General features: G+C 42.7%; 23 protein-coding genes and 2 pseudogenes. 11 read left to right on the forward strand and 14 right to left on the reverse strand.

Features of this window, described 5'->3' with window-relative positions:
* Window positions 1-10 precede the first annotated feature (10 nt).
* The 3 genes from rplC to B9T23_RS15165 form a co-directional block, all read right to left on the reverse strand.
* The gene (gene rplC, locus B9T23_RS15155; RefSeq protein WP_086194661.1) at window positions 11-649 is read right to left on the reverse strand and encodes a 50S ribosomal protein L3; all 639 of its coding nucleotides are present in this window, start codon (window positions 647-649) and stop codon (window positions 11-13) included.
* A 60-nt stretch (window positions 650-709) separates the two neighbouring features.
* The gene (rpsJ, locus tag B9T23_RS15160) at window positions 710-1,021 is read right to left on the reverse strand and encodes a 30S ribosomal protein S10 (RefSeq protein ID WP_000070912.1); all 312 of its coding nucleotides are present in this window, start codon (window positions 1,019-1,021) and stop codon (window positions 710-712) included.
* A gap of 258 nt (window positions 1,022-1,279) precedes the next feature.
* Window positions 1,280-2,017 (reverse strand): type 1 glutamine amidotransferase, encoded by a 738-nt coding sequence (locus tag B9T23_RS15165; protein ID WP_086194662.1) that lies wholly within the window; start codon window positions 2,015-2,017, stop codon window positions 1,280-1,282.
* A 158-nt stretch (window positions 2,018-2,175) separates the two neighbouring features.
* On the opposite strand from B9T23_RS15165, the gene B9T23_RS15170 reads away from it, so the two are divergent.
* From B9T23_RS15170 to B9T23_RS15200, 7 genes and pseudogenes are all read left to right on the forward strand, one after another.
* Entirely contained in the window at window positions 2,176-3,378 is a 1,203-nt protein-coding gene (locus B9T23_RS15170) for a PLP-dependent transferase (RefSeq protein ID WP_086194663.1), read from the forward strand.
* Between the two features lie 33 nt (window positions 3,379-3,411).
* Entirely contained in the window at window positions 3,412-4,983 is a 1,572-nt protein-coding gene (locus tag B9T23_RS15175; RefSeq protein WP_086194664.1) for a helicase HerA-like domain-containing protein, read from the forward strand.
* A gap of 150 nt (window positions 4,984-5,133) precedes the next feature.
* Window positions 5,134-5,898 (forward strand): globin domain-containing protein, encoded by a 765-nt coding sequence (locus B9T23_RS15180; RefSeq protein ID WP_086194665.1) that lies wholly within the window; start codon window positions 5,134-5,136, stop codon window positions 5,896-5,898.
* Between the two features lie 99 nt (window positions 5,899-5,997).
* A complete protein-coding gene (locus B9T23_RS15185) occupies window positions 5,998-6,441 on the forward strand; it encodes an RrF2 family transcriptional regulator (protein ID WP_086194666.1) in 444 nt (147 codons plus the stop codon).
* A 101-nt stretch (window positions 6,442-6,542) separates the two neighbouring features.
* A complete protein-coding gene (yihA, locus tag B9T23_RS15190; RefSeq protein ID WP_086194667.1) occupies window positions 6,543-7,403 on the forward strand; it encodes a ribosome biogenesis GTP-binding protein YihA/YsxC in 861 nt (286 codons plus the stop codon).
* Between the two features lie 134 nt (window positions 7,404-7,537).
* Window positions 7,538-8,480 (forward strand): annotated as a pseudogene (locus B9T23_RS15195) (metal-dependent hydrolase).
* Between the two features lie 92 nt (window positions 8,481-8,572).
* Window positions 8,573-8,992: a VOC family protein gene (locus B9T23_RS15200; protein ID WP_086194668.1), complete on the forward strand. Its 420-nt coding sequence runs from the start codon at window positions 8,573-8,575 to the stop codon at window positions 8,990-8,992.
* On the opposite strand, the gene B9T23_RS15205 is transcribed toward B9T23_RS15200, so the two are convergent.
* Together B9T23_RS15205 and B9T23_RS15210 are read right to left on the reverse strand one after the other, a co-directional pair.
* Window positions 8,989-10,227 (reverse strand): dicarboxylate/amino acid:cation symporter, encoded by a 1,239-nt coding sequence (locus B9T23_RS15205; protein ID WP_086194669.1) that lies wholly within the window; start codon window positions 10,225-10,227, stop codon window positions 8,989-8,991. The two genes, B9T23_RS15200 and B9T23_RS15205, sit on opposite strands and share 4 nt — an antisense overlap.
* A 378-nt stretch (window positions 10,228-10,605) precedes the next feature.
* The gene (locus tag B9T23_RS15210; protein ID WP_086194670.1) at window positions 10,606-11,478 is read right to left on the reverse strand and encodes an acyl-CoA thioesterase; all 873 of its coding nucleotides are present in this window, start codon (window positions 11,476-11,478) and stop codon (window positions 10,606-10,608) included.
* 294 nt (window positions 11,479-11,772) lie between these two features.
* On the opposite strand from B9T23_RS15210, the gene plsB reads away from it, so the two are divergent.
* Window positions 11,773-14,349 carry a glycerol-3-phosphate 1-O-acyltransferase PlsB gene (gene plsB, locus B9T23_RS15215; protein WP_086194671.1) on the forward strand — a complete coding sequence of 859 codons (2,577 nt, stop codon included), beginning with the start codon at window positions 11,773-11,775 and terminating at the stop codon, window positions 14,347-14,349.
* A gap of 163 nt (window positions 14,350-14,512) precedes the next feature.
* On the opposite strand, the gene B9T23_RS15220 is transcribed toward plsB, so the two are convergent.
* The gene (locus B9T23_RS15220; RefSeq protein ID WP_086194672.1) at window positions 14,513-15,319 is read right to left on the reverse strand and encodes an NAD(P)H-binding protein; all 807 of its coding nucleotides are present in this window, start codon (window positions 15,317-15,319) and stop codon (window positions 14,513-14,515) included.
* Between the two features lie 35 nt (window positions 15,320-15,354).
* Here B9T23_RS15220 and recG point away from each other — a divergent pair, with 35 nt between their 5' ends.
* Together recG and B9T23_RS15230 are read left to right on the forward strand one after the other, a co-directional pair.
* Window positions 15,355-17,400, forward strand: a complete 2,046-nt coding sequence (recG, locus tag B9T23_RS15225) for an ATP-dependent DNA helicase RecG (RefSeq protein ID WP_086194673.1) — start codon at window positions 15,355-15,357, stop codon at window positions 17,398-17,400.
* Window positions 17,401-17,550: 150 nt separating this feature from the next.
* Window positions 17,551-18,183, forward strand: coding sequence for a ComF family protein (locus B9T23_RS15230; RefSeq protein ID WP_086194674.1), 633 nt, complete (start codon window positions 17,551-17,553; stop codon window positions 18,181-18,183).
* A 118-nt stretch (window positions 18,184-18,301) separates the two neighbouring features.
* On the opposite strand, the gene B9T23_RS15235 is transcribed toward B9T23_RS15230, so the two are convergent.
* Window positions 18,302-18,709, reverse strand: a complete 408-nt coding sequence (locus B9T23_RS15235; protein WP_086194675.1) for an NUDIX hydrolase — start codon at window positions 18,707-18,709, stop codon at window positions 18,302-18,304.
* Window positions 18,710-18,711: 2 nt separating this feature from the next.
* Window positions 18,712-19,305 (reverse strand): LOG family protein, encoded by a 594-nt coding sequence (locus B9T23_RS15240; protein ID WP_067726927.1) that lies wholly within the window; start codon window positions 19,303-19,305, stop codon window positions 18,712-18,714.
* Window positions 19,306-19,454: 149 nt separating this feature from the next.
* On the opposite strand from B9T23_RS15240, the gene B9T23_RS15245 reads away from it, so the two are divergent.
* Entirely contained in the window at window positions 19,455-20,468 is a 1,014-nt protein-coding gene (locus B9T23_RS15245) for a CorA family divalent cation transporter (protein WP_067726691.1), read from the forward strand.
* A gap of 114 nt (window positions 20,469-20,582) precedes the next feature.
* Here B9T23_RS15245 and B9T23_RS15250 read toward each other — a convergent pair whose 3' ends face one another.
* From B9T23_RS15250 to B9T23_RS15275, 6 genes and pseudogenes are all read right to left on the reverse strand, one after another.
* Window positions 20,583-20,873 (reverse strand): STAS domain-containing protein, encoded by a 291-nt coding sequence (locus tag B9T23_RS15250; RefSeq protein ID WP_086194676.1) that lies wholly within the window; start codon window positions 20,871-20,873, stop codon window positions 20,583-20,585.
* 15 nt (window positions 20,874-20,888) lie between these two features.
* Complete coding sequence (locus tag B9T23_RS15255) at window positions 20,889-21,521, reverse strand: MlaC/ttg2D family ABC transporter substrate-binding protein (RefSeq protein ID WP_086194677.1); 633 nt, start codon at window positions 21,519-21,521, stop codon at window positions 20,889-20,891.
* An 18-nt stretch (window positions 21,522-21,539) separates the two neighbouring features.
* On the reverse strand, window positions 21,540-22,208 hold the full coding sequence (gene mlaD, locus B9T23_RS15260) for an outer membrane lipid asymmetry maintenance protein MlaD (RefSeq protein WP_086194678.1): 669 nt from the start codon (window positions 22,206-22,208) through the stop codon (window positions 21,540-21,542).
* Complete coding sequence (mlaE, locus tag B9T23_RS15265; RefSeq protein ID WP_067726697.1) at window positions 22,208-22,987, reverse strand: lipid asymmetry maintenance ABC transporter permease subunit MlaE; 780 nt, start codon at window positions 22,985-22,987, stop codon at window positions 22,208-22,210. The genes mlaD and mlaE overlap by 1 nt, the downstream gene beginning before the upstream one ends.
* Window positions 22,984-23,802 (reverse strand): ABC transporter ATP-binding protein, encoded by an 819-nt coding sequence (locus tag B9T23_RS15270; protein ID WP_086194679.1) that lies wholly within the window; start codon window positions 23,800-23,802, stop codon window positions 22,984-22,986. The genes mlaE and B9T23_RS15270 overlap by 4 nt, the downstream gene beginning before the upstream one ends.
* 402 nt (window positions 23,803-24,204) lie before the next feature.
* Window positions 24,205-25,093 (reverse strand): annotated as a pseudogene (locus B9T23_RS15275) (DEAD/DEAH box helicase); the annotation flags it as partial.

The raw sequence follows: 25,093 nt of genomic DNA on the forward strand, positions 1-25,093 counted from the left end.
ATATTTCCCCTCAGGCCTTGATCGTAGGGCGAACGATTACGTCGCCACCAGTAGCACCAGGAACCGCACCTTTAACAACAAGAACTGAACGTTCTGTGTCAATAGATACAATCTCAAGACCCTGTGTAGTTACGCGTTCAGCACCTAAGTGACCAGGCATTTTTTTGCCTTTGAATACGCGACCAGGTGTCTGGTTTTGACCTGTAGAACCTACAGCACGATGAGACAATGAGTTACCGTGAGTTGCGTCTTGCGTACGGAAGTTCCAACGTTTAACACCACCTTGGAAACCTTTACCTTTAGACTGACCAGTTACGTCAACAATTTGACCCACTGTGAACAATTCAACGGTAAGCGTACCACCAACTTCACGACCTTCAAGATCAGCTTCTGTAGCGCGAAATTCTTTAACTAAACGACCAGCAGCAACACCCGCTTTAGCGAAGTGACCTTTCTGAGGATTAGTTACGCGAGATTCGCGACGCTCACCAGTAGTGATTTGAATCGCTTGATAACCATCAGTTTCAAGCGTTTTGATTTGAGTGATGCGGTTAGGATCAACCTCAATCACTGTAACAGGTACAGAAACACCAGCATCTGTAAAGATACGTGTCATACCGCACTTGCGACCGACTAAACCAATAGCCATGTGCATAAACCTCTAAAAAAGCGGCTTAATTAACTTAGAGTGTTAATTAACCCGAAAGCCTTAACCCAATGCGATCTGAACATCTACACCAGCTGCAAGATCTAATTTCATCAATGCATCAACAGTTTTGTCTGTTGGTTGAACGATATCAATCAAACGCTTGTAAGTGCGGATTTCATACTGATCACGCGCGTCTTTATTAACGTGCGGTGAAGTTAGAACGTTAAAACGTTCGATGCGTGTAGGCATCGGAATTGGACCACAAACTTGTGCGCCAGTGCGTTTTGCTGTTTCTACGATCTCTTGAGCAGATTGATCAATCAGACGATGATCAAAAGACTTCAAACGGATACGGATTCTCTGGTTAGACATACCAGTAAACTCCAAGCCAAAAATATAAAGAATCACCTCTGACGCATCTCACCCTATTGGTAAGTGTCAAAGGCAGTGAAAATCACTAAGGTCATGATCGATGCCACGACTGTCACGATATTAACTACTTTATTCGTAGTTAACCCTTTTACTAAAAGGCCGCTCATTATAGCTATTGTTTAACGCTTAAGCAAATCTCTTTTCAACTTTTTAGTATATTTCTCACATCGCAAATTTGTAACATTGTTTAAAAATAAATCAGCGTGCGGTTTTTTGCAAAACGTACTCTATCGCTTGGTTTAATATTTGATTTCCTTGAATAAAATTGCTTTTTGTCGACTTTTTTAGTTGTTGTTCAGATTGCACATATTCTCCTGAAAAATTTACCAGCTCTTCATCATTTTCCAAAAACAGCTTTAATGCCTCCGGGGTAATTTCTGGATGAAATTGGAATCCCAAGACATTTTTTCCGATTTGATACATTTGGTTTCGACAAACCTCATTTTCCGCTAAATGAATCGCCCCTTTCGGAATTTCAAAGGTTTCGCTATGCCATTGCATCACATTAAATTGATCAGGTAATTCAAAACACTCTTCAGGCACATGATTCACTTTGCGCACCCCACTCCAACCTCGTTCTTGTTTTTCATTGCGGCGGACTGCTGCACCCAATGCATTAGCGATGAGTTGCCCCCCCAAACACAAACCGATTGCAGGTTTACCCATCGACAAATAACGTCGCAACCAGCGTTTTTCCACCTTCAACCAGGGAAAATTTGCTTCATCGTTCACACTCATCGGTCCACCCATAATAATGAGTAAATCGACATCTTCCACGTGAGGCAAAGCTTCAATATCCAAAGGACGGTCTACAGGTAATGCAAAAAACTCCGTTGCACTAATTTTAGCATGGTGCTGTTTTAAAAACGGATAACAACTGCCGAACCCTTCACCAGCAATATGCTGAAAATAATGTACTTTTAAATGCGACTTCATGCGCTCCCACCTATTGTTGTGTTCTGATATAGGTTTAGCAAAAATGAAGCCAACTTTATGTGCAGATTAACGTTTCTATACATTCGGGCATTTATATAGCCTAATGTGAGAGTTTCTCTTAAGCTAAGGCTAATTTTGATACGACTTAGAGCAGAACCTTGAAAAAAAATCCACAAACAGAACTTATTCATGCACCACGAAAAGCCCCGCAATACATTTCTACGGTTCAACCTCCCCTGTTTCGTGCATCGACCATTATTTTTGAAGACACAGATGCACTGTTTAATCGCCATTGGACAGATGCCTATGACTATAGTTATGGCACCCACGGCACACCGACAACTTTCACCTTAGGCGACAACATTGCTCAAATTGAAGGAGGTGAATATTGCCTGCTGGCACCCAGTGGTTTGTCTGCCATCAACCTGGTGAATTCATGCTTTTTGGCACACGGAGATGAAGTTTGGGTTGCAGACAACATCTATGGGCCAAACATGGAACATTTGCGCAATCTGGAAACGCGTTACGGCATTACAGTTAAGGTTTACAATGCAATAGATGTGGATAGTTTTCAACCCACAAATAAAGCCAAACTGATCTGGTTAGAAGCTGCAGGCTCAGTCACTTTAGAATTCCCCAACTTAGTGAGTCTCGTCAATAAAGCCAAACAAGCCAATGTCTTGACTGCACTGGATAATACCTGGGGTGCCGGCCTTGCCTTTAATGCCTTTGATTTTTCTGACCAGCATTTAAGTGTTGATCTCACCGTGCATGCGCTGACGAAATATCCAAGCGGTGGCGGCGATATCTTGATGGGTTCGGTGGTGACACGTGATCAGAAGCTACATCACAAACTGTTCCGTATACATGCCATCCAAGGCATCTCCGTTTCAGGTGATGATGCTGCGCAAGTTCAACGTAGCCTTGCTTCAATGCAAGTGCGTTATCAACATCAGTCACAAAGCACTTTAAAACTGCTAAATTGGCTTAAAAAGCAAAAAGAATTTGTTCAAGTGCTACATCCTGCCGATGAATCATCTGCTGGTCATGATTATTGGAAAGAAATTTGCACCACAGGTCACAGTGCCGGCTTGGTTAGCATTATTTTTAAACCCGAATATACGCTTGCAGATATCCGCAAATTCTGTGATGCCTTACAACTGTTTAAGCTGGGTTTTAGCTGGGGTGGTCCTGTCAGCCTAGTCATGCTATACAACTTAAAAGATATGCGTGTTTTGGAAACTACACATTTACAACAAGGTTTATTGGTTCGCTTTTGTATAGGGCTAGAACATCCGAGCGATTTGATACAAGATATAGAAAACGCGTTAAAACAATTGAATACGCCACAACTCGAATAACTTCAGACACAAGAACATAAAATAGGAACACATATGGGTACACCTATCGTTATTGCCAAGAAAACCTCAAATACACAACAAGAGATTGTTTTACATTCACAGTTCGCCAACCGTCATGGCTTAATTGCAGGTGCAACTGGAACGGGGAAAACGGTCACCTTAAAAGTGCTGGCTGAAAACTTTTCCCGAATTGGTGTGCCCGTATTTTTAGCCGATGCCAAAGGCGATGTTTCCAGTCTGGCCAAAGCTGGCTCAAGCAATCCTAAATTTGATGAACGTCTAAAAGTCTTAAATATTGAATCCATTCCGTTTGCTGCATCACCAGTAGTATTTTGGGATTTATTTGGAGAACAAGGTCATCCGATTCGTACCACAGTTTCGGAAATAGGACCGTTATTATTAGCGCAAATGCTCAATCTGAATGATACCCAAGAAGGCGTACTTTCAGCGGTTTTTCGCATCGCAGATGATCAAGGCCTACTATTGATTGATTTCAAGGATTTAAAATCAATTATTACCTATGTATCTGAACATGCTGCGGAATTTCAGGCGGAATACGGCAACCTTTCTCCTGCCAGTCTGGGGGCTATTCAACGTAATTTATTGGCACTTGCAGACCAAGGCGGTGATCAATTTTTTGGTGAGCCCAGTTTAAATATCCTGGATTTTATTCAGACGGATAGCCAAGGTCGTGGTTATATCAATATATTGGCAGCTGACAAGTTGATGAACACCCCTAAACTGTATGCCACCTTCTTGCTCTGGATGTTATCGGAACTATTTGAACAATTGCCAGAAGTGGGCGATATGGATAAGCCCAAACTGGTGTTCTTCTTTGATGAAGCGCATTTATTGTTTGATAATGCCAGCGTAGCGCTACAAGAAAAAATTGAACAGGTGGTGCGTTTGATTCGTTCCAAAGGCGTAGGGATTTACTTTGTCACTCAAAATCCACTCGACTTGCCTGAAAGCGTACTCGGACAACTTGGTAACCGCGTCCAGCATGCCTTACGTGCATTCACCCCAAAAGATCAAAAAGCGGTAAAAACAGCAGCAGATACCTTCCGCGCCAACTCTGAATTTAAAGTCGATCAAGCCATTACCGAACTGGGTGTTGGTGAAGCTTTAATTAGCTGTCTGGATGAAAAAGGCATTCCACAAATTGTAGAACGTGGCTGGGTGATGCCGCCCTACTCTTCATTTAGCCCGATTAGCTTAGATGAACGCAAAATACTGATGAAGCAAAGTATTGTTGCCGGTGTTTATGAGCAACCTGTTGACCGCGAAAGTGCTTATGAAATGTTGCAGCAAAAAGTCGCCCAACGTCGGCAACAGGCAGTTGTCGAGGAAACAGCGAAACAGCAAGCCAAACAACAAGAAGCCTTAGCCAAAGAGCAGGAAGCATTTAAAAAGCAGCAATCCCGCGAACAAGAGCGTATTGCTCGTGAACAAGAGAAAGAAGCTGAACGCGCATCGAAACAACGTGAAAAAATGACCCAAGACATTGTCGGGACATTTGCGAAAAGTGCGGCACGCAGTTTAGGTGGCAGCACCGGACAGAAAATTGTCCGTGGCTTACTCGGCTCTCTTTTCGGCAGAAAATAACTCTTTTTATTCCTATCAAGATTTTTAAAATTATGGGATATTCAGATATCCCATAATAATTTTAGGGTTTTTCTAAAAGATGTATTTACAACCGATTTTATAAGATGTATTTTAAATATATCTTATAGCCACAATACAGATGTTCTAGCCATGACTCCACAACATATTGAACTTGTTAAATCAACTGTCCCTGTCCTTCGTGAAAATGGTGTTGCACTGACCAGCTATTTTTACAACCGCATGCTGAATAACAATCCAGAATTAAAAAATGTATTCAACCTAGATCACCAAACTAGCGGTCGTCAGCCACGTGCCTTGGCTGCTGCAGTATTGGCTTATGCAGAACATATTGAAAATCCAAGCGTATTGGCTAAAGCAATCGAGCACATTACAACTAAGCATGTCAGCCTTGATATCCAACCCGATCAATATGCCATTGTGGGTGACAACCTATTGCATTCAATTAGCGAAGTTTTAAATGTACCTTTCGAATCTGACCTGATTGCTGCCTGGAAAGAAGCTTATATGCAATTGGCAGGCATCTTGGCTGGGGTAGAAAAACAGAAATATGAAAACCTGGCTGCACAAAATGGTGGTTGGGCTGGATGGCGTGCCTTTGAAGTTGCCGCAGTTGAAGCAACTGACAGCGGTAAACGTTTTACTTTAAAAGCACAAGATGGTCAGCCAGTGGTTGGTGCTGAAGCAGGAAGCTATATTTCTGTGAAAGTTCAAGTGCCTGGACATGACATTCAACAGCCACAACAATTTACGTTTGCTGAAGCCCAATCTGCAGATCAATTTATTTTTGATGTAAAACCTGAAGTAAATCATACAGAATATTCTGTTGCCAACATCTTGCTTGAAAACTACAAAGCAGGTGATGTGGTTCAGGTTTCTGCGCCCGTTAAAGGCTAAATGCTTAATAAATAATTAATTGCTTGTTATTGAAAGTTCCTTTCGGGGGACTTTCAAGCTACGCTATCTATATATCTTTCCCCACCTTTTAAAGACTCCATGCAACTCAATAAATTTACTGATTATGCCTTGCGTCTATTGATGTACATCTCCAGACCCAGAGACACCCCTTATACCATTGCAGAAATTGCACGGGATTTGCATGTCTCTCAAAACCATCTGGTTAAAATTGTCCATTTCATGGGAAAACAGGATTGGATCATTACCACACGCGGAAAAGGCGGTGGGATTCGCTTAAATGCAGAAACTTTAAATTTAAATCTGGGTCACATTGTCCGTATCCTGCAAGGCAATAACCAGATTGTGGAATGCAATACCCCACCCTGCGTACTGCGCAGCAACTGTGGTCTTAAAGGTATTCTAGATCAAGCACTTGAACAGTTTTATCAATCCTTAAATCACTATCGTTTAGTCGATGTGCTCGATCAAAGCAGTTCCAGCAAAGTCGCCACCTCATCCCCCATTTCGCTGATTAATCTTTAAATCATCAGCCGAAGTTTTACTGCTTTCAAAATGCAAAGGTCGCTTGCCTAGACGACTTCCTTTATAATGTTTCTTTGTAGATCATTTATTGAAGTTGAGTTATGCACCACAGCAGAGGAAAATCCAAAAACAGTAAGATAGCGAATGCGCCTAAGCAAAAGATCAGCTATGAGAAAAAAGTTGATTCTGCCATTACTGAATATTCTGTGCGTTCACTCAACTGGTTACGCAAAGCTGAATTCTTAATGAGTGCGCCAAAGCTCAATCTTTGTGTAGAAGATACAGGCTATGAAATTGCTTTTGCCGGCCGTTCAAATGCAGGTAAATCCAGTGCAATTAATGCTTTAACCAATCAAAAGCAATTGGCACGTGCATCGAAAAAGCCGGGTCGTACCCAAATGATCAACTTCTTTAGCTTGGGTAACCCTGACCAGCGTCTGGTCGATTTACCGGGTTATGGTTATGCAGCCGTACCTGAAGCAATGAAACTGGTTTGGCAAAAAGAACTTGAAAACTATTTGATTCATCGCCAAAGCCTGCAAGGTTTGGTGCTATTGATGGACATTCGCCATCCACTGCAACACTTTGATGTGATGATGCTGGAATGGGCCTATTCACGTAAATTGTTTGTCCATGTGTTATTGACCAAATCAGACAAATTGAACCGTGGCCCTGCATCAAAAGTGCTGCAAGAAGTGCAACAACAATTGAGAAAAATGAAACTTCAATTCTCGATTCAGCTGTTCTCATCAATGAACAAACAAGGTTTGGAAGAACTTGCCAGCGTGATGGCCGGTCGCCTGAACTTTACCCTGGAACAATCGACTAAATTCGATTTAGATAGCATTCCTGAAGCTGATGTCGACGATCTGGATGAACCATTAGAATCGATGGATGCTGATGATGAGGCAGAGATCGAAATTGCCGAAGATGCCACCGATGAAAGCAGACAAGCTGATTAATACCGGTTGTCTGACAAAATTCATCATCTATTGATATTTGAATGTCCTCTATTGCTAATCACAATTGAGGGCATTTTTTTATACTGATTCTAAGTCAATGTGATCTTGATCACTGACAAAACAAGGACAGGATGATGAAGCTTTTATCGTTATTGAAAAAGTCTAAAATTGGCTCTTCAATTCAGTACCAAATCAAACCACGTAAAGTCAAATTCGAATGGCAACAAACACCTGTCGACTGGATTCCGAATCATCCCTTTGTCAGTTATTTCGTCAACGAAATTAATATGATTTTACCTGCCGGCGAATTCTGGTTCTGTCGCCTGTATAACAAAGTTTTGCCGCAAATTAGTGATGAAAAACTCAAGCAAGATGTCAGCTTTTATTCGTCAGGAAGCCATGCATGCACAGGCACACGCTTCAGCAAATATAGAATATCTCACCGTGCGCAATATTGATGTGCAACGCAATCTTCAGCTCATGGATTTTCTGTTCGGCAAGTTACTCGCAGACCAACCTCTCGGTTTAAGCGTACCGAAATCACTAGAACATCAGTGGGACTTATTTCGTCTCGGCATTATTGCCACGGTTGAGCATATGACCTGCGTGCTCGGAAAATATGTGTTGTATAACCAATATTGGCAGCAACTCGGTGCCGATCCAGCCATGCTCGACTTGGTGAAATGGCACGGCGCAGAAGAAATAGAACACCGTACCGTGGCATTTGATTTATATCGTCATCTTGATGGTGGCTATATTGCACGTTATTACTTAAGTGTGGTGGTGATTGCAGGTGTACTTGGCTTATGGGTCGATGGTGCAGCACATATTATGAGGCAAGATGAACGTTTTAAATCTGTTCGCCCCAACGTGTTTAAACCGTGGATTTGGCGTGAATGGTATCGCATTTCACAAAAAGATAATCGCTTAATGCCGAATCCACTCTGGCTGGTTTCACAACAACTGGCATATTTAATGCCTTGGTACGATCCAGTGCATGAAGCCAAAACTGAAGATGCAATTGCGTATTTGAACAATTCCCCTGCTGCAAAACGAGCAGTCCTGAAAGTCGCTTGAATCAATCTCACAAATTCCAAACAGTAGGGCTTTATGCCCTGCTTTTATTTGCACTACAATAAATCCAGATAAGAAAAACATAAGGATAAAAGATGAAACCCTATATTTCTGTCATCACGCTTGCCGTCAAGGATTTAGAGCAGTCACTGAAGTTTTATTGTGAAGGTTTAGGCTTACATAGCGAAGGTATTTTGGGTCAAGACTATGAATATGGTGCAGTCGCTTTTATAGAACTACAGTCGGATGTAAAACTCGCCTTATGGCCACAGCAAAGTATTCAGCATGACACGGGTCTGGAACTGACTCCAATGTGTCCGACTCAAATGACTCTTGGGCATAACGTTTTTAGTCCATTAGAAGTTGATCAGGTGATGGCGCAAGCAGCTCGGGCAGGTGCTCAAATTATCAAACCTGCACAAGCCACGTTTTACGGCGGATATGCAGGTTATTTTCAAGATCCCAATGGACATTTATGGGAAGTGGTATGGAATCCATGTTGGGAAAATGATTAAGTGGTAATTTCATCATCACGGGTATGACGATCGACCACCACACTAATCATCATATCGCCTTGCACATTGACCACAGTACGCACCGTATCCAGTAAACGGTCAATCGGCAATAAAATGGCAATCGCTTCCGCCGGTAAACCTACCGATTGCAACACCATAATCATGGTCACCATGCCTGCGCTTGGAATACCCGGTGCACCGAGCGACGCAATCATTGCTGTCATGCAAACAATCAGCTGCTGACCAATCGTTAAATCCAGGCCCATCAGGTTGGCAATAAATAAAGCCGCGGCAGCTTCATACAGAGCGGTTCCATCCATGTTCAGTTGAGTTCCCAGGGGGATCACAAAACCTGCTGTTGCTGGACGTACACCCAAGTTTTCCTGGGCACACTTCATGGACAGTGGCATGGTCGCAGAACTGGAACTGGTGGCAAAAGCCGTAATCAGTGCGCTACGTGCCCCTTTAAAAAAGGTCAGCGGATTCATCTTGCCGAAAATCCACAGTAATAGCGGTAAAACCACAGCGCCGTGGAAAATGGTGGTTCCCGTCACCACAACAGCAAATTCAATCAGACGATTCAGTACAGAAATATCTTCCGTTGAAATGAGTTTCGCCAGTAAGGCAAAAATACCTATCGGCGCCAGTCGCATCACCCAGATGATCATAAACATCATCATATCAAAAAACTGCTGGCTGACTTGACGTACGGTTTTAAAACGTTCACCGCCATGCACCAAAGCCACGCCAAAAAATAAAGCAAACAGCACTACAGCAAGGACATTGCCTTCAGAAAATGCTTTAAAAGGATTGATTAAGGTATTTTGAATAAAATTAGTCAAAAATGAGGTGGGCGTTAAGGTATCCGGGGTTTGATGGGTATTCATCGCATCCTGAAACATGGCGATGTCTACACCCTTGCCCACATCAAACAAATGCGCAGAACTGATTCCGAGAATTAACGCCAAGGTCGTGGTGGTCACGCAGCAGGCTAAAGTAATTTTCCAGACTTTGCCTAATTGCCCACCCGATTGCAAGTTGGATACCCCAACTACAATTGAACTAAAAATCAGGGGAATTAAAAGCATCTTTAACAAGCCAATAAAAATACTGCTGGCAATTCCCAAACCATACAAACTGGCATCAAAAAATGGGGTATTGGGATAAAGATTCAGGATAAAACCGAAAGCCACGCCTAAAATCGCAGCAATCAAAATTTGGGTGTTTAAGCTCATCTCTGCATGCTTTTATTGTTAAGTCTTGCAGGCACTATGCCATGCCCTATTTTTAGAATCGAGGAATTTTTTGTCACAAGTTCAGCATAAATAGGTAAAAGCATGATTTACACTTTGTCTGAATCATTAACGACTTACTAAATAAATGGCATAAAATCTGCTTTTGAATTACAACTAATCTACCAATAATTAAAAGAGTCTACCTATGAAAAAAATAATCCTCATCACCGCACTCCTTTTAAGCATTGGGCAGACTTTTGCCCATTCAAATCATGGCTGCCATAAAGATGTATCGGAAGACATTCCCCGCTGTCACTAAAGCACTGTCATAAAAAAACCGGACGCTATGCCCGGTTTTTAAAAGTAAAACTTGATGCCTTATTGGGTTTCAATTTCACGGATACGAATTAAACCTTCTTGGGTGGTACTACACACCAGCTCACCGTTTTGCCACATGCGACCGAAGTTCAGGCCACGTGAACTTGCACTCACGGTTGCATCCATATCGTACAACATCCAGTCATCCACACGGAATGGCTTATGGAAATACATGGCATGGTCAATACTGGCACATTGCAAACTTGGCGATAAATAACTTAAACCATGCGGGCGAAGTGCCGTGGTCATTAAGGTAAAATCTGAATAAAATGCTGCAATGGCTTGATGTAAAGAAATCTCATCAACCTCTGGCGCAATTTGATCATGCGTGCGTAAATAGTGCGCATAGGATGGCGCTTCAGGCTGCGGCTGAAATGGATTGCTTGGATCAATCGGACGGATATCAATGTGACGATCGCGCATAAAACTGGCACGCACATTTTCCGGCACAAATTCCACAAACATTTTCTTTAATTCAGCTTCAGATTTCACTTCTTCTGGAGCTGGATATTCAGGTTCACTAATTTGGTAATTTAAACCTTCTTCTGGATGAGCAAAAGAAATCATCGCGGTAAAAATGGTGCGACCATGTTGAATGGCACGAACCTGGCGACTGACAAAGCTTTTCCCATCACGCAAACGATCGACTTGATATAAAATAGGTGCGTTGACATCGCCCCCATACAAGAAATAAGCATGCAATGAATGTGCAGGACGATCAGTTGTATAGGATGCCGCGCGTAATGCCTGCCCCAAAACCTGACCACCAAAGACACGTTTTCCGACCAGGTTGCGGCTGATACCTCGGTAGACATTTTCTTCAATTTTTTCAAGGCTAAGTAATTCAACCAATTCTTGGGTTAACGCATTCATAAGCGACCTATTTTGATGTGGGATACCTGAAATGTAGGCGAAAAATTTAAATCAATCAGATAAGCTATTGCAGCTATTTTGCCACAAATCCAGATTAAAACCCTAGAGTTAGGCTGACTGCTGTGTCACATTATTTTTAGCTCAGATCGGCTAAAAATACGATTTTTAACGATAAAATTTAACACTCAATATGAATTTTGTCAGAAAATGACATACTGTTTTAAATTACAATGATGCAAAACAATTTCCCCCCTCAGAAAATCTGTGGTTTCGGTCATTTAAGTAGGAGTGTATATGTCCAAGAGTGGCTTTGGTCAAATGTATCGTCAGCTTTCCAGTAAGCTGCTTGACCTCGTGGTAACCCCACATGTTCTTGGTGAGGTTCCTACTGAACCGACAACTACAGAAGCAAATGCAGAAACAGATCAACCGATCAAGCAAAAAATGATCTGCTATGTTTTACAAAATTACTCGCGTAGCAATGCACTGATTGTCGATGGTGAAACACGACGTCTCAAACTTTCACCAGCCTTAAATCCATTAGTGGTCGGGAATCAGAAAGAGAAAGCATCGGTACTATTCTTACAGCATCACAATGAAAATAATTTACTTAATCCACCACCACATGCTTTTCCGCCACGTTTACTCCGTTTAATTGATATTTTAGAAAATCATCCTGAAGTAGATATCGAACTGATTCCTGTGACTGTGCTGTGGGGACGCTCGCCAGATAAAGAAGATTCCTGGTTCAAGCTGCTGTTTACTGATACTTGGGCGACTCCGGGTACAATCAAGCAATTGGTGAATATTGGCTTGCATGGTCGTCAGTCTTATTTGGAATTCCATCAAGGGCAATCCTTACGTACGCTGATCGATTTTGCTAAAAAGACCCATCCCAACTTATCGCCAGCAACTTACATTCTAAATACGCTGAATAAATACCTAGATGGTCAGCGCGAAGTTGTACTCGGGCCTGACCTGTCAGACCGCCGCAATGTGATGCATTCACTGATCAAATCTACGGATGTGCAAGAAGCGATTCGCCGTGAAAGCATCCGCAGCAAAGTCAGCATGATTGAATCTGAACGTCGTGCAATTGGTTATTTAAACGAAATTGTTTCTGATTATTCACATTCTGCAGTGCATTTTGCCGATATGGCGCTGACCCGTTTATGGACGCAGCTTTATGACGGCGTAGAAGTGCATAACTTCAGTACGGTACGCGAACTTGCCAAAGACTACGAGATCATCTACACCCCTTGCCACCGCAGTCACATCGACTACTTATTGCTGTCTTATGTGATTTATAAGCGTGGCATGATGGTGCCGTACATTGCTGCAGGTGATAACCTGAATATGCCGTTTGTGGGTCAATTACTCCGTGGTGGCGGTGCATTCTTTATTCGTCGTACTTTCCGTGGTAATGGCTTGTATACCACTGTATTCAAAGAATATCTGTACAGCATTTTGTCGCGTAACACGCCACTTGAATACTTTATTGAAGGCGGTCGTTCACGTACAGGGCGTTTGCTGCCACCGAAAACCGGCATGCTCGCGATGACCGTACATAGTCATTTACGCGGTCGATCAAAACCCATCGTGTTTTTGCCGACTTATATCGGTTATGAACGCCTGATGGAAGGTTCAACCTATGTCGGTGAAATGCAAGGCAAGCCGAAAGAGTCTGAATCGATTGTGGGCATTTTAAAAACCTTGCGTAAAATCGAGCGTATTTTCGGTAAAGTGCATGTGAACTTTGGCGAACCGGTGTTTTTAGATGACATGCTGAAAAAACACGGCGCAGATCAAATCAAGATTGAAAAGAATGATGATCCAGTTCCGCAAGAAGTGTCGGATGCAGTCAACAGTTCTGCCCATGCGATTTTAGAAAATATTAACCGTGCTGTGGTAATTAACCCTGTTTCACTGCTTTCTCTGATTCTACTGGCAACACCAAAGCATACCTTAGATGAAGAGATCTGCATCAAACAGCTCGATGCATACCGTAATCTGGTCGCTGCCTTACCTTACGATGCACGTACACAAGTCACGCCGCTTTCAGGCAAAGAAATTATTGCCTACGGTCTAAAACTGAAACTGATTAAACGCATCAAACATGTGTTAGGCGATATTATTGCCATTGAAGACAATCAAGCCGTTTTACTGACTTACTTCCGCAATAACATTCTGCATGCCTTTGTATTGCCGTCTTTAATTGCTGCCTTGGTTGAACATAACGGTTCAATCCGTCGTGGCGATTTGATCAATGTGATTCGCACGCTCTATCCATTCTTGAAAGCTGAATTGTTCTTGAAATGGCAAGATGATGAGCTAAAAGATCAAATCTGCGCCTATGTTGAAGCATTAATTAAGGCTAAATTGATCTCTGAAGATGCTGACGGCAACCTAGAATCTCCAGCACCAAACTCGGAAGATCATAACCAGCTGGTGGTGCTTGCTGCCCCGGTGATGCAAAGTCTTGAGCGTTATTACATGACTTTAGCCCTGATCACTCAGCGTGGTTCAGGCAACATTTCGACCCGTCAGGTTGAAGAACTCAGTCATTTGGTCGGTCAACGTTTGTCTGTATTGTATGAATTCAATTCACCTGAATTCTTTGATAAAGCCCTGTTCCAAAGCTTTATTAAGGTACTGACTCAACAAGGCTATATTCGTAACAACGAAGACAACGCCATTGTGTTTGACGAGAACTTCCAAAATGTGGCGCAGTACGCCAACCTAGTTCTTGATGATGTAACTTTACAAATGCTTCAGCATATTACAACCTTCAGCGATGAAGAGTTGAAAGAAGCATTGGATGCAGTTGCTGCTCAACAAGCGAAACGTCGTTTGAAGCGTAAAAAGAAATAATTTTGTTTAAGCCCCTTCTCCCTCTGGGAGAAGGTTGGGATGAGGGTTTTAATTTAGCCTCTTCTCATCCTTCAATTGCAGGATGAGAAATATCATTTCATCAGAGAAAGGTTTTAATTTTAATCCTCCCCTAACCCCTCCTTTAAAAAGGAGGGGGACTTTCTTATATTTTTTCTAGCATCTTCAAATAATCCCCAAAACAATCTTTATGTTCCAACTCAAATCCTGTTTCCTCTATTCGAGTTGCATAAATCCTTTTTCCTGACAGTTGTTTACTTTCTAAAACCAGTTCAGGTAAATGCAACTGCCGTTGAAACCATTGAATCGTTTCATGCAAAGGGACCGGCTGATTATTGCCAACAATATACGAATTTTCTGGATGTTCCACGTGAATCAATTTCGCAAGGAATCGGGCCAGATCATCGATGTGAATACGATTGCTATAATGAACTTTGGGATAGCTTTTGGTGATTTCAGCCAGTTTGATCATTCGGGCAACTGATGTGCCATAAATGCCTGTTGGGCGAATTACGATGCATTGTTTCGGAAAAGCCTGCTGATAAAGCTGTTCCATTTTTAGCAACAATCTGCCCTGCTCATCAATGGGTTGAATGAATGACTCATCATCAATACGCTCACCCTTATTTTCACCGTACACACGAGTGGATGACACAACCACAATCTTTTGAACCGGATGCTGTTTTAACGCTGCTACAATGGGAGCAACAGAATCGACATAAGTCTGTTGATACCCCTCTACAGCGCTTTGCGAGGGGGATAGCAAAACATAAACCCAATCGATGGCTGCAACATGCGTTAAATCCAACTGATGAACATCCTGAATCAGATGCGTCGCAAATTGATCCGTTTTCGGACTTTGGCTAATTGTGGTAATTTGGTGGCCTTGCTCAAATAATTGTTTAGCAACGCGCTGAGATGTTTTACCATAACCAATAAATAATATATGCATTAAACACCTGATTACATAACCGAAGTTGAGGGTAAATGGCCGCAGTCCATCAATTGCAAGGGGTTGGAAACGCCTCTGCTGCTTTACTGGAAAAACTGAATATTTTCAGCACAGATGATCTACTGTTTCATCTGCCGCGTGATTATGAAGATCGTAGCACGATCATCCCCATGAACCAATTGACCGTGGGGCGCAGCTATTTGCTAGAAGGCGTGGTCAAAGGTGTGGATTTTCCACCGGGTAAGCGCAAATCGATGGCGGTGCTATTAGAGGATGATTTTGGCAAAGTCACCTTGCGTTTTTACCATGTCTATAAAGCCTTGACCGATCGCGCCAAAATAGGCAATCAACTGCGAATATTTGGTGAAGTCCGTGTCGGTGCGCGTGGTTTGGAAATGTATCATCCTGAAATCCAGCTGATTACCGAACATACACCCTTACCCAAAACTGAACTGACCGCCATTTATCCGGCTACTGAGGGTTTAACCCAAGCCAAAATCCGTGACTATGTCAAACAGGCACTGAAACAGCATAGTGATGACCTGCCTGAATTATTGCCAGAAAAATTCACCAATGGTTATGCGCTGAAACAGGCCCTGGAATATATTCATGAGCCGCCACTGAATGCCAATATGTTGCAACTAGCACAAGGCTCACACCCTGCTCAACAACGCTTAATCTTTGAAGAATTGGTCGCGCATCAGATTAGTTTACTTTCACGCCGTGCTTATATTCAGCAAATTGAAGCCCCTTCTTTTTCACCAAGTAAAAATTTTGCCAAACAATTATTAGGCAGTTTGCCCTTTAGCCTGACCGGTGCGCAAAAACGCGTATCCAAAGAAATTATTCAGGATTTAAAACAAAACAAACCGATGCTACGTTTAGTTCAGGGGGATGTCGGTGCAGGTAAAACTCTGGTTGCAGGAGTCGCAGCGTGTCATGCCCTAGAAGAAGGCTGGCAAGTAGCGCTGATGGCACCGACTGAGATCTTGGCTGAACAGCATTATTTAAATTTTAAAAAATGGTTTGAACCCTTAGGGCTTAATGTTTCCTGGCTTTCAGGGAAACAAAAAGGTAAAGCGCGCGCAGCAGCAGAACAAGGTATTAAACAAGGCACCGCAAATTTAGTGGTCGGTACCCATGCCCTGTTTCAGGAAAATGTCGAATTCGCCAAACTGGGTTTGGTGATTATTGATGAACAGCATCGTTTTGGAGTGGATCAACGTTTGGCATTACGTAACAAAGGCTTAAATGGCATGACACCGCATCAACTGGTCATGACGGCTACACCTATTCCACGTACGCTCGCGATGTCGGCTTATGGTGATTTGGATACTTCGGTGATTGATGAACTTCCTCCGGGTCGTACCCCGATTCAAACCGTGACCATTCCTTTAGACCGTCGTGAAGAAGTGTTAGCCCGAATTGCTACCAACTGTGCTGAAGGCAAGCAGGCTTATTGGGTGTGTACGCTAGTGGAACAATCGGAAACCTTGGATGCTCAAGCGGCTGAAGCGACGTTTCAGGAAATCAAAGAACGCTTTCCTCATCTAAATACTGGCTTGGTACACGGCAAAATGAAAGCCGATGAAAAACAGTCAGTGATGCAACAATTTAAAGACAATCAGCTGCAACTGCTAATTGCCACCACAGTAATTGAAGTAGGTGTTGATGTTCCAAATGCCTCGATTATGGTGATTGAAAATGCTGAACGCCTAGGTTTATCACAATTACATCAATTGCGTGGGCGCGTTGGACGTGGCGCAACCGCCAGTTTCTGTGCCCTGCTTTATAAAAGCCCGCTGTCACAAAATGGACAGGAACGCTTACGCATTTTGCGTGAAAGTAATGATGGTTTTGTGATTGCAGAAAAAGATCTGGAAATTCGCGGTCCGGGTGAACTGCTCGGCACCAAACAAACCGGTGATATGGGTTTTCGGGTTGCCAAACTTGAACGAGATGACCACTTACTCAATCAAGCGCATTATGTGGCACAGCAAATTCTCAAAGATTATCCAGAGAATGCGAAGGCTTTATTAAAACGCTGGTTGCCTGAAGCCCCACGGTATGCTTATGTGTAGAGAGTCATTTAAAAAATATATTTAATAATGAGTATAAAATAATACGCTTAGTCAGGTAGTTATGATTGCGTGGGCGGCATGGATGCTGCCATTGTTGAAACTAAATACAAACTGTGCAAAATTAACGCCAAATAAAAGAAGAATAAAAACATGCTGCAATTCATTAATCCATTACTGCACAAAGCGATCCAAAGCATTTCGCCTTGCGTACTTTGTGGAATCGACCGACAGCAACACAATTCACTCTGTAGAGATTGCTGGCAACAATTGCCGTGGTCTAAAAGTACTGTTCAGCGACAGGAAATCGATATTCAGGTGGCATGTCATTATGACTACCCGATTGATCGCATTATTCAAAAATTTAAGTACGAACAACACCTACATTTTCAAAACCTGCTTGCAGGCGCCTTACTGGAACTTCGCCTCCCCAAAATTCAAGCGATTGTGCCAATGCCAATATCAAATAAACGACTGGTAGAACGTGGTTATAACCAGTCTTTAGTACTGGCTAAAATAATAGCCAAAGCACTGAATATTCCAGTATGGCAACCCGTCACCCGCTTACAACAGCATTCACAAAAAGGCTTAAGCCGATTAGAACGGATTGATAATATTGAACAACAGTTTCAGATCAATACCAGATCCAAACTTCGTTATCGCCGTGTGCTTATTTTAGATGATGTCGTGACCACAGGCAGTACCATCTATGCTTTAAAACAAAAGCTTGAGGAACTCGGTTGTCAGAAAATTTATGCAGCATGTGTCGCAAGTGCGGAGATTTAAATATTCCTCTCATTTTAGGAAATAAAGGATACTGATTTCCTCCCCCTTGTCGAATAAATCCCTCACTCCCTGAGCCATATATGGCGCAAGAGAAGGAGTTATTTTCTTTTTAAGCAAATTAGGTGATAGAGCTTTCGATTAAAAATTGCTTCACCCACGGCATTACAATTTCAGTGGTTAAGGGTGCAAGTTTAGTTTGCTGATCATCTAAATCAACCCATTTCATTTCTGCAATTTCTGCATCGATTTTTGGCGCATCATCCAAAGTCACCACATAGACATAGCTCACCAATAAATGATCTGGCTCATTGGCTGTGGCTGTTTCAAAGCGACCAACAAATTGCTCAATCGATGCCTGACAACCAATTTCTTCCTGAATTTCACGCAGCATGGTGTGTTCAGAGGGTTCATTCTGTTCCAGCTTCCCGCCCACCTGCATGAAACATGAGGTATGACGCTTACGAACCACTAAAAGCTGTTGTTCATCATTTAAAATAATCGCAGCAGCAACAGTAATCACTTTCATCTTTATTCCACCAACGCTTGCTGATCAACCACGCCCCATTTCGGTTGTGGCGCTTGGAAAGCATCAAATTGCTGTAAAATATCTTCGATAGAATCTGAGGCAATAATGCTGTCAGAAAAACGTGGATGAGTAAAACCTTTCACTGTGGTCAGATGGATAAATTTCAGCAAATCATCATAAAAACCCGCCACATTTAAAAATGCACATGGCTTTAAATGAATACCCAATTGTGCCCAAGTCCACTGCTCAAAAATCTCTTCCAAGGTTCCCGCACCACCCGGTAAAGCAATAAAAGCATCAGAAAGTTCCGACATCTTGGTCTTGCGTTCATGCATATTCGCAACAACATGCAATTCCGTTAAATGTGGATGCGCAAGCTCGCGGTCGACCAATGCATTTGGAATCACGCCTATAACTTTACCGCCCGCCTGTAAAGCACTATCCGCAACAATCCCCATCAAACCTGAACGACCACCACCATACACCAGTGTTTTGCCTTGCCGAGCAATTGTTTGACCCATTTTCTGTGCAGTGTCCAAGAAAATGGAATCTGTCCCCACAGATGAACCACAAAAAATTGCTATCGATTTCGTCATTTTTTCACCATGTTTTGAAGATGTCATACTAATAAAGTAAATTTTCAGGAGATTTTTTAACAAATAAGCGATTCAATCAGTGTTTTTATTCAATTCCTTGTCTAAAATACACCCATCGATTAACCTATACTGCGCAGGGAAAAGACAGCATGCTTGAAGCCTTTTACGCCACAGAGCGCGGTAGTTTGGAAGATGCCACTATTAATGGGGGCTTCGATCTTCATCAAGATTTAGTGTGGATTGATTTAATTGCACCCTCACAAGAAGAACAACAATGGGTATTAGATGCTTATGAACAGAATTTACCCACGCTAAAATCATTAGAAGACATTTCCTCATCAGCACGATTTTACCGTGATGATGATGGTATTTTACATATCAGTACCTACTTTTTAACGAAAAATAAAAACTTTCAGGTCGATGGCGAAACGGATGACGATTCGAGTATTTTAGCCACCGTACAAACTGTTGCTTTTATTCTGCACAAACAACATCTGTTTACTTTACGTGGTGAAAAGCTGGTTGCATTCCGCGCCTTTCGTGCCCGTGCGCGTCGTAATGACTACGAAATTGACTATAAAGACCCAACCTGGGTGTTACTGGGTCTACTTGAAGCCAAGCTGGATGAGCTTGCGGATATTCTGGAAGATGTACATAAAGATTTAGAAAAATATTCAACTGAAGTCTTGAATAACCGTCATCGTGAGCAAATGCTCGATTTGGATGACATGATTACCCGCTTGGCACAATTAGAAGACATGCTTGGAAAAGCACAATTGTGTTTAATTGACTTACGCCGTGTGCTGACTTTCTTGTCTCGCCCACGCGCTTTGGGAAGTCATATTTACGATGCTGATATTCGAGAGCTCAGTGAAGACGTGCGTTCCCTTGTTGAACATGATGCGTTCTTATTCCAAAAGGTTCGATTCTTACTGGATACCACCTCTGGATTCATTAACACTGAACAGAACGACACGATTCGTCGATTCTCGATCTTGCCAAGCATGCTCGCTCCACCGATGCTGGTTGCCAGTGTTTATGGCATGAATACCGATGTACTGCCTTTTGCCAGAGGAACAAGCAGCTTCATTATGGTCGGTATTATTTTGGTCGCTTTCTTTATTGGCCCATTGATTTATTTCCGCTGGAAAAAATGGATTTGAGCGAGCTTTAAAGCACTGCTTTTAAAGCGAAGCGCAAGAAACGCTCCCGATTTGATAAATGCCTATTTGCAGAAAATAAAAAAGCACCTTTCGGTGCTTTTTTATTGTGTGTGTTCAGTCAATCAATTGCAGATCATTTTGCAAATGACAGGCTTGAATGATTTTCATCATTTTTTCAGGAACTGCCTTGAACTGCAGACCTTGGGCTTGTGGCGTTTGACGTAACCAACGAACCAATACTGCCAAAGCCAAGGTATTACCATGCTCCAGCTTCGCCAAATTCACCACTACAGGAAACTGATTTTGAGATTGAATCAGTTTCAAACCCTGTTGGTAATAGCTTTCAGCATTTACATAATCTATTTTTCCAGAAACCTGTAATTCCTGATTAATGACTTCAATCACCGAACACCTACTTATTTATTTTTTATTAACAGCTGCATCTGCATCTGGCTGGAAGTTTGCAATCGCTTTATCCAAGTTACCGCCATTCAGTTTTACGGTTGAAGCAAACTGATTACGGAACTGCAAACCTAAATCAATGCCCGAAACATTAATGTTGCGGATTTTCCATTGATTGCCTTTATCCACCAATTGGAAAGATACAGGAATTTTTTCACCTTTGTTATTAAAGTCCATCGTCACAACAGGGTTTTTACTGTTGGTGTCTTTGTATGGACGAAGGCTATAAGATTGATTTGAGAACTTGGCAAATGCACTACCGTAGTTTTCAATTAAAGTTTCACGGAAGTTACGTTCAAATTGAGCACGCTGGGCAGCCGTACTGTATTGATTGGTCGCATACGTACCCATCACAATACGGGTAAATGATTGTGAATCAATATATGGATCAAGATTTTGACGTACAATAGTTTTCACTGCAGCTGGATTGTTTTGCAATTTCGCATGATCCGCTTTTAAGCGTGAAATCAGACCATCTGCAACTTTTTTAACAAAAACAGGAGGTGCTTCTGCTGGTGCTGCAAATGCAGTAGTCGCCATCATTGTTGATAAAACACTAGCTGCAAGTGTGTATTTAACTAAAGTATTCACTAAAATTTCCTCTCCAAATTATTCAACAAATGATGCTTCTGCATCAGTTGATTCACCCGATGTCTTTGCATCTGCCGCTTTTGCCGATGATTTACTTGCACCACCAGTAATAAACTTACTAATTAAATCTTCAAGATCCATAGTACCTTGAGTATTGGCAATACTTTCTCCACGTTTCACGTAGTTCAAACCACCGCCCGGCACCACTTTTAAGTATTTTTCACCCAATAATCCATTGGTTGCGACCATAATATAAGCATCTTCATCAATACTGGTGATGGAGCTCATGTTATCCAAAAGTTGTTTTTCCATTTCTTTTTGTTTCGCAGGCGCCGCTTCAGTATATTCTGTGCTATAGCGCAGTTCTTCTAAAGCATTGGCTTCCACCGTTTTAAGCTGTTCTTTATTAAATGAAGTCAGCTTACCATCCAATTCGAAATGTACTGTAGCTAAGCGCGATACCGGATCAAGGGTAATATCAGTTACCCGACCAATGGTGACCCCACTCATGGTGACTTTTGCACGCGGTTTTAAACCGTTCACATTGTCAAAACTTGCGGTCATGTCATAGCTATCACGCAGGTTGGTTCCCACCAAGCCACTCACTTTCATGGCCAAGAAAAATAATGCAATACCGGTAAGAATGACAAAAATACCTACGGTCAGCTCACTTGTACGTGATTTCATTAAACACCTCCAAACATGACCGCAGTCAACACAAAATCAGAACCTAAAACACACAATGAGGAATACACTACTGTTCGCGTAGTCGATGTTGCAATCCCTTCAGAAGTCGGCACACAGGTATAACCCTGATACACCGCAATCCAGGTACAAAGTAATGCAAAAACTAGACTTTTAATAATGGTACCGTTGAAAATATCTTTATGGAACTGCACGCTATTTTGCATCCCACTCCAGAAAGAACCTTCATCTACCCCTAAAAAATCGACCCCCACCATTTTACCGCCCATGATGCCAATGGCACCAAAAATGATCGATAACATCGGCAGACTAACAATACCTGCCCATAAACGAGGGGAAACGATACGTTTCAACGGATCGACACCGATCATTTCCATACTGGCCAATTGCTCTGTCGCTTTCATCAAGCCAATTTCAGCCGTTAAAGCTGAACCGGCACGCCCTGCAAACAATAATGCAGCGACTACAGGAGCCAATTCTCTTAATAGCGTTAAAGACACCATCGTGCCGAGCATGGCTTCTGAGCCAATATTGACCAAAATGGAATAGCCTTGTAAGCCCAGCACCAAACCAATGAACAAACCTGATACGGCAATAATCAATAAAGACATCACGCCAATACGGTACATTTGGTAAATAAACAGTTTGACCCCGAGCCAGGTCGGCATGGAAAACAGGATTTGTAGCAACATCACCGTTGCCACACCGATGCCACATACACGTTCAATGACGCGTCTACCTAATGAGGCAATAGCATTCATGAGCGCACCTCATCACTTAAATAAGCCTTATGACTAAACTGATAATCGACAGGACCTTCGGCAGCACCGGTTAAGAACTGACGGACAAATGCCGATTCATGTTGTTTTAATTCAGCTGGGGTTCCCTCACCCTGAATGACACCTTCAGCGATAATATAGATGTAATCGGCAATCGATAAGGTTTCACCCACATCATGCGAGACAATAATCGTGGTTAAATCCAGTGCTTCACGCAAGGTTCGAATTAAACGCGTGAGTACTCCTTTCACAATCGGATCTTGTCCAGCAAATGGTTCATCATACATGATCAGCTCTGGATCAAGCGCAATGGCCCGTGCCAAGGCGACACGACGGTTCATCCCTCCAGATAATTCTGCAGGCATAAACTTTTCAGTACCGCGTAAGCCCACCGCTTCCAGTTTAAGTGCCACCAGTTCTGCAATGAGATGTTCAGGGAGTTGGGTATGCGCACGTAACGGAAAAGCCACATTTTCATAGACGCTCATATCGGTAAACAGAGCACCACTTTGGAATAGCATACCCATACGCGCCCGAGCCGCAAACAGGTCAGAGCGCGACATATGCGCAATATCATTTCCATCCAATAAGACTTGCCCGTGGTCTGGAACGAGCTGCCCACCAATCAGACGTAGCAAGGTTGTTTTACCTGTACCTGAAGGCCCCATAATGGCAGTAATCTGACCACGACGAATCTTTAAACTGACATTATCGAAAATGACGCGTTCCCCTCGTTTAAAGCTCAGATTTTTAATCTCAATCAGAGACTGAGATTGAGAGGGTATTTGATTATTCATAGCTGAGCGTTTTCCTACATTTTTTCAGCATGCATACTATAAAGGATTAGAGTTTAAAATGTTACTTTTAGATAAAAGGCAACGAATCCAGTGAATTTTCTAATGAATTTAATTGTAATTCTATTTTTTATAAAAAACAGGTATAAAAACAGGACACTGTGTTACAGAAAAGAATTATAGATATAGTACCCAATGTTGCATAACAATAAGGCTAAACCAATATAAGGCATAATCACCTCTTGATTAAAATTCCAATTATAATGAGCAGATTCATTGTTCATATTTAACGATTTTAAAACAAAACATGATTGAGTATACATTTTTATCTTATAAGATCAAAGATTAATCCATAAAAAAACCGGTGTTTCCACCGGTTTTTTCTATCTAAATCTAACGATTAAATTAGTCGTTAAATTTACGACGTGGACGTTCTTCGCCAGCAAAAGCTGGACGTTCGCCACGTGGTTTGTCATCAAAGCTACGACGTGGACGATCTTCACCACCGAAAGTACGCTTAGGACGATCATCGCTGAAAGAACGTTGTGGACGATCACCGAAACCGCCTTCACGACGTGGAGCTGGACGATCACCGAAATCACGACGTGGAGCTGGACGATCACCTTCACGAGCTGGCTTGTAATCTACACGGTTGCCACGGTTGTCATCAGCCGAACGTGGTTTGTCACCAAACGAACGTTGTGGACGATCACCGAAACCACCTTCACGACGTGGAGCTGGACGATCACCGAAATCACGTTTTGGACGATCATCAAACGAACGTTGTGGACGATCACCGAAACCACCTTCACGACGAGCTGGAGCTGGACGATCACCGAAACCGCCTTCACGACGAGCTGGAGCTGGACGATCACCGAAATCACGTTTTGGACGATCATCGAAAGAACGTTGTGGACGATCACCAAAACCGCCTTCACGACGTGGAGCTGGACGATCACCGAAATCACGCTTAGGACGATCATCGCCATAAGAAGGACGTTCGCCACGTGGTTTGTCATCAAAGCTACGTTGTGGACGATCACCGCCACGACCGCCATCACGACCACCGCTGAAACCGCCGCCGCTACGACCGCCGCCATCACGACCACGACCACCGCCGAAACCGCCACGACCACGACCACCGCCATCACGACCGCCGCCATCACGAGCACCGCGTGCAGGAGGTGGAGATGGCTCAAGACCTTCAATTTCAGACACGTTCAAACGTGCATCTAGGAAGTCTTCAAGCGCACGGATTTTACCGCGTTCACGGTAAGTCGCCAAAGTAATTGCA

The organism is Acinetobacter terrae, from assembly GCF_002135195.1.
Taxonomy (GTDB): domain Bacteria; phylum Pseudomonadota; class Gammaproteobacteria; order Pseudomonadales; family Moraxellaceae; genus Acinetobacter; species Acinetobacter terrae.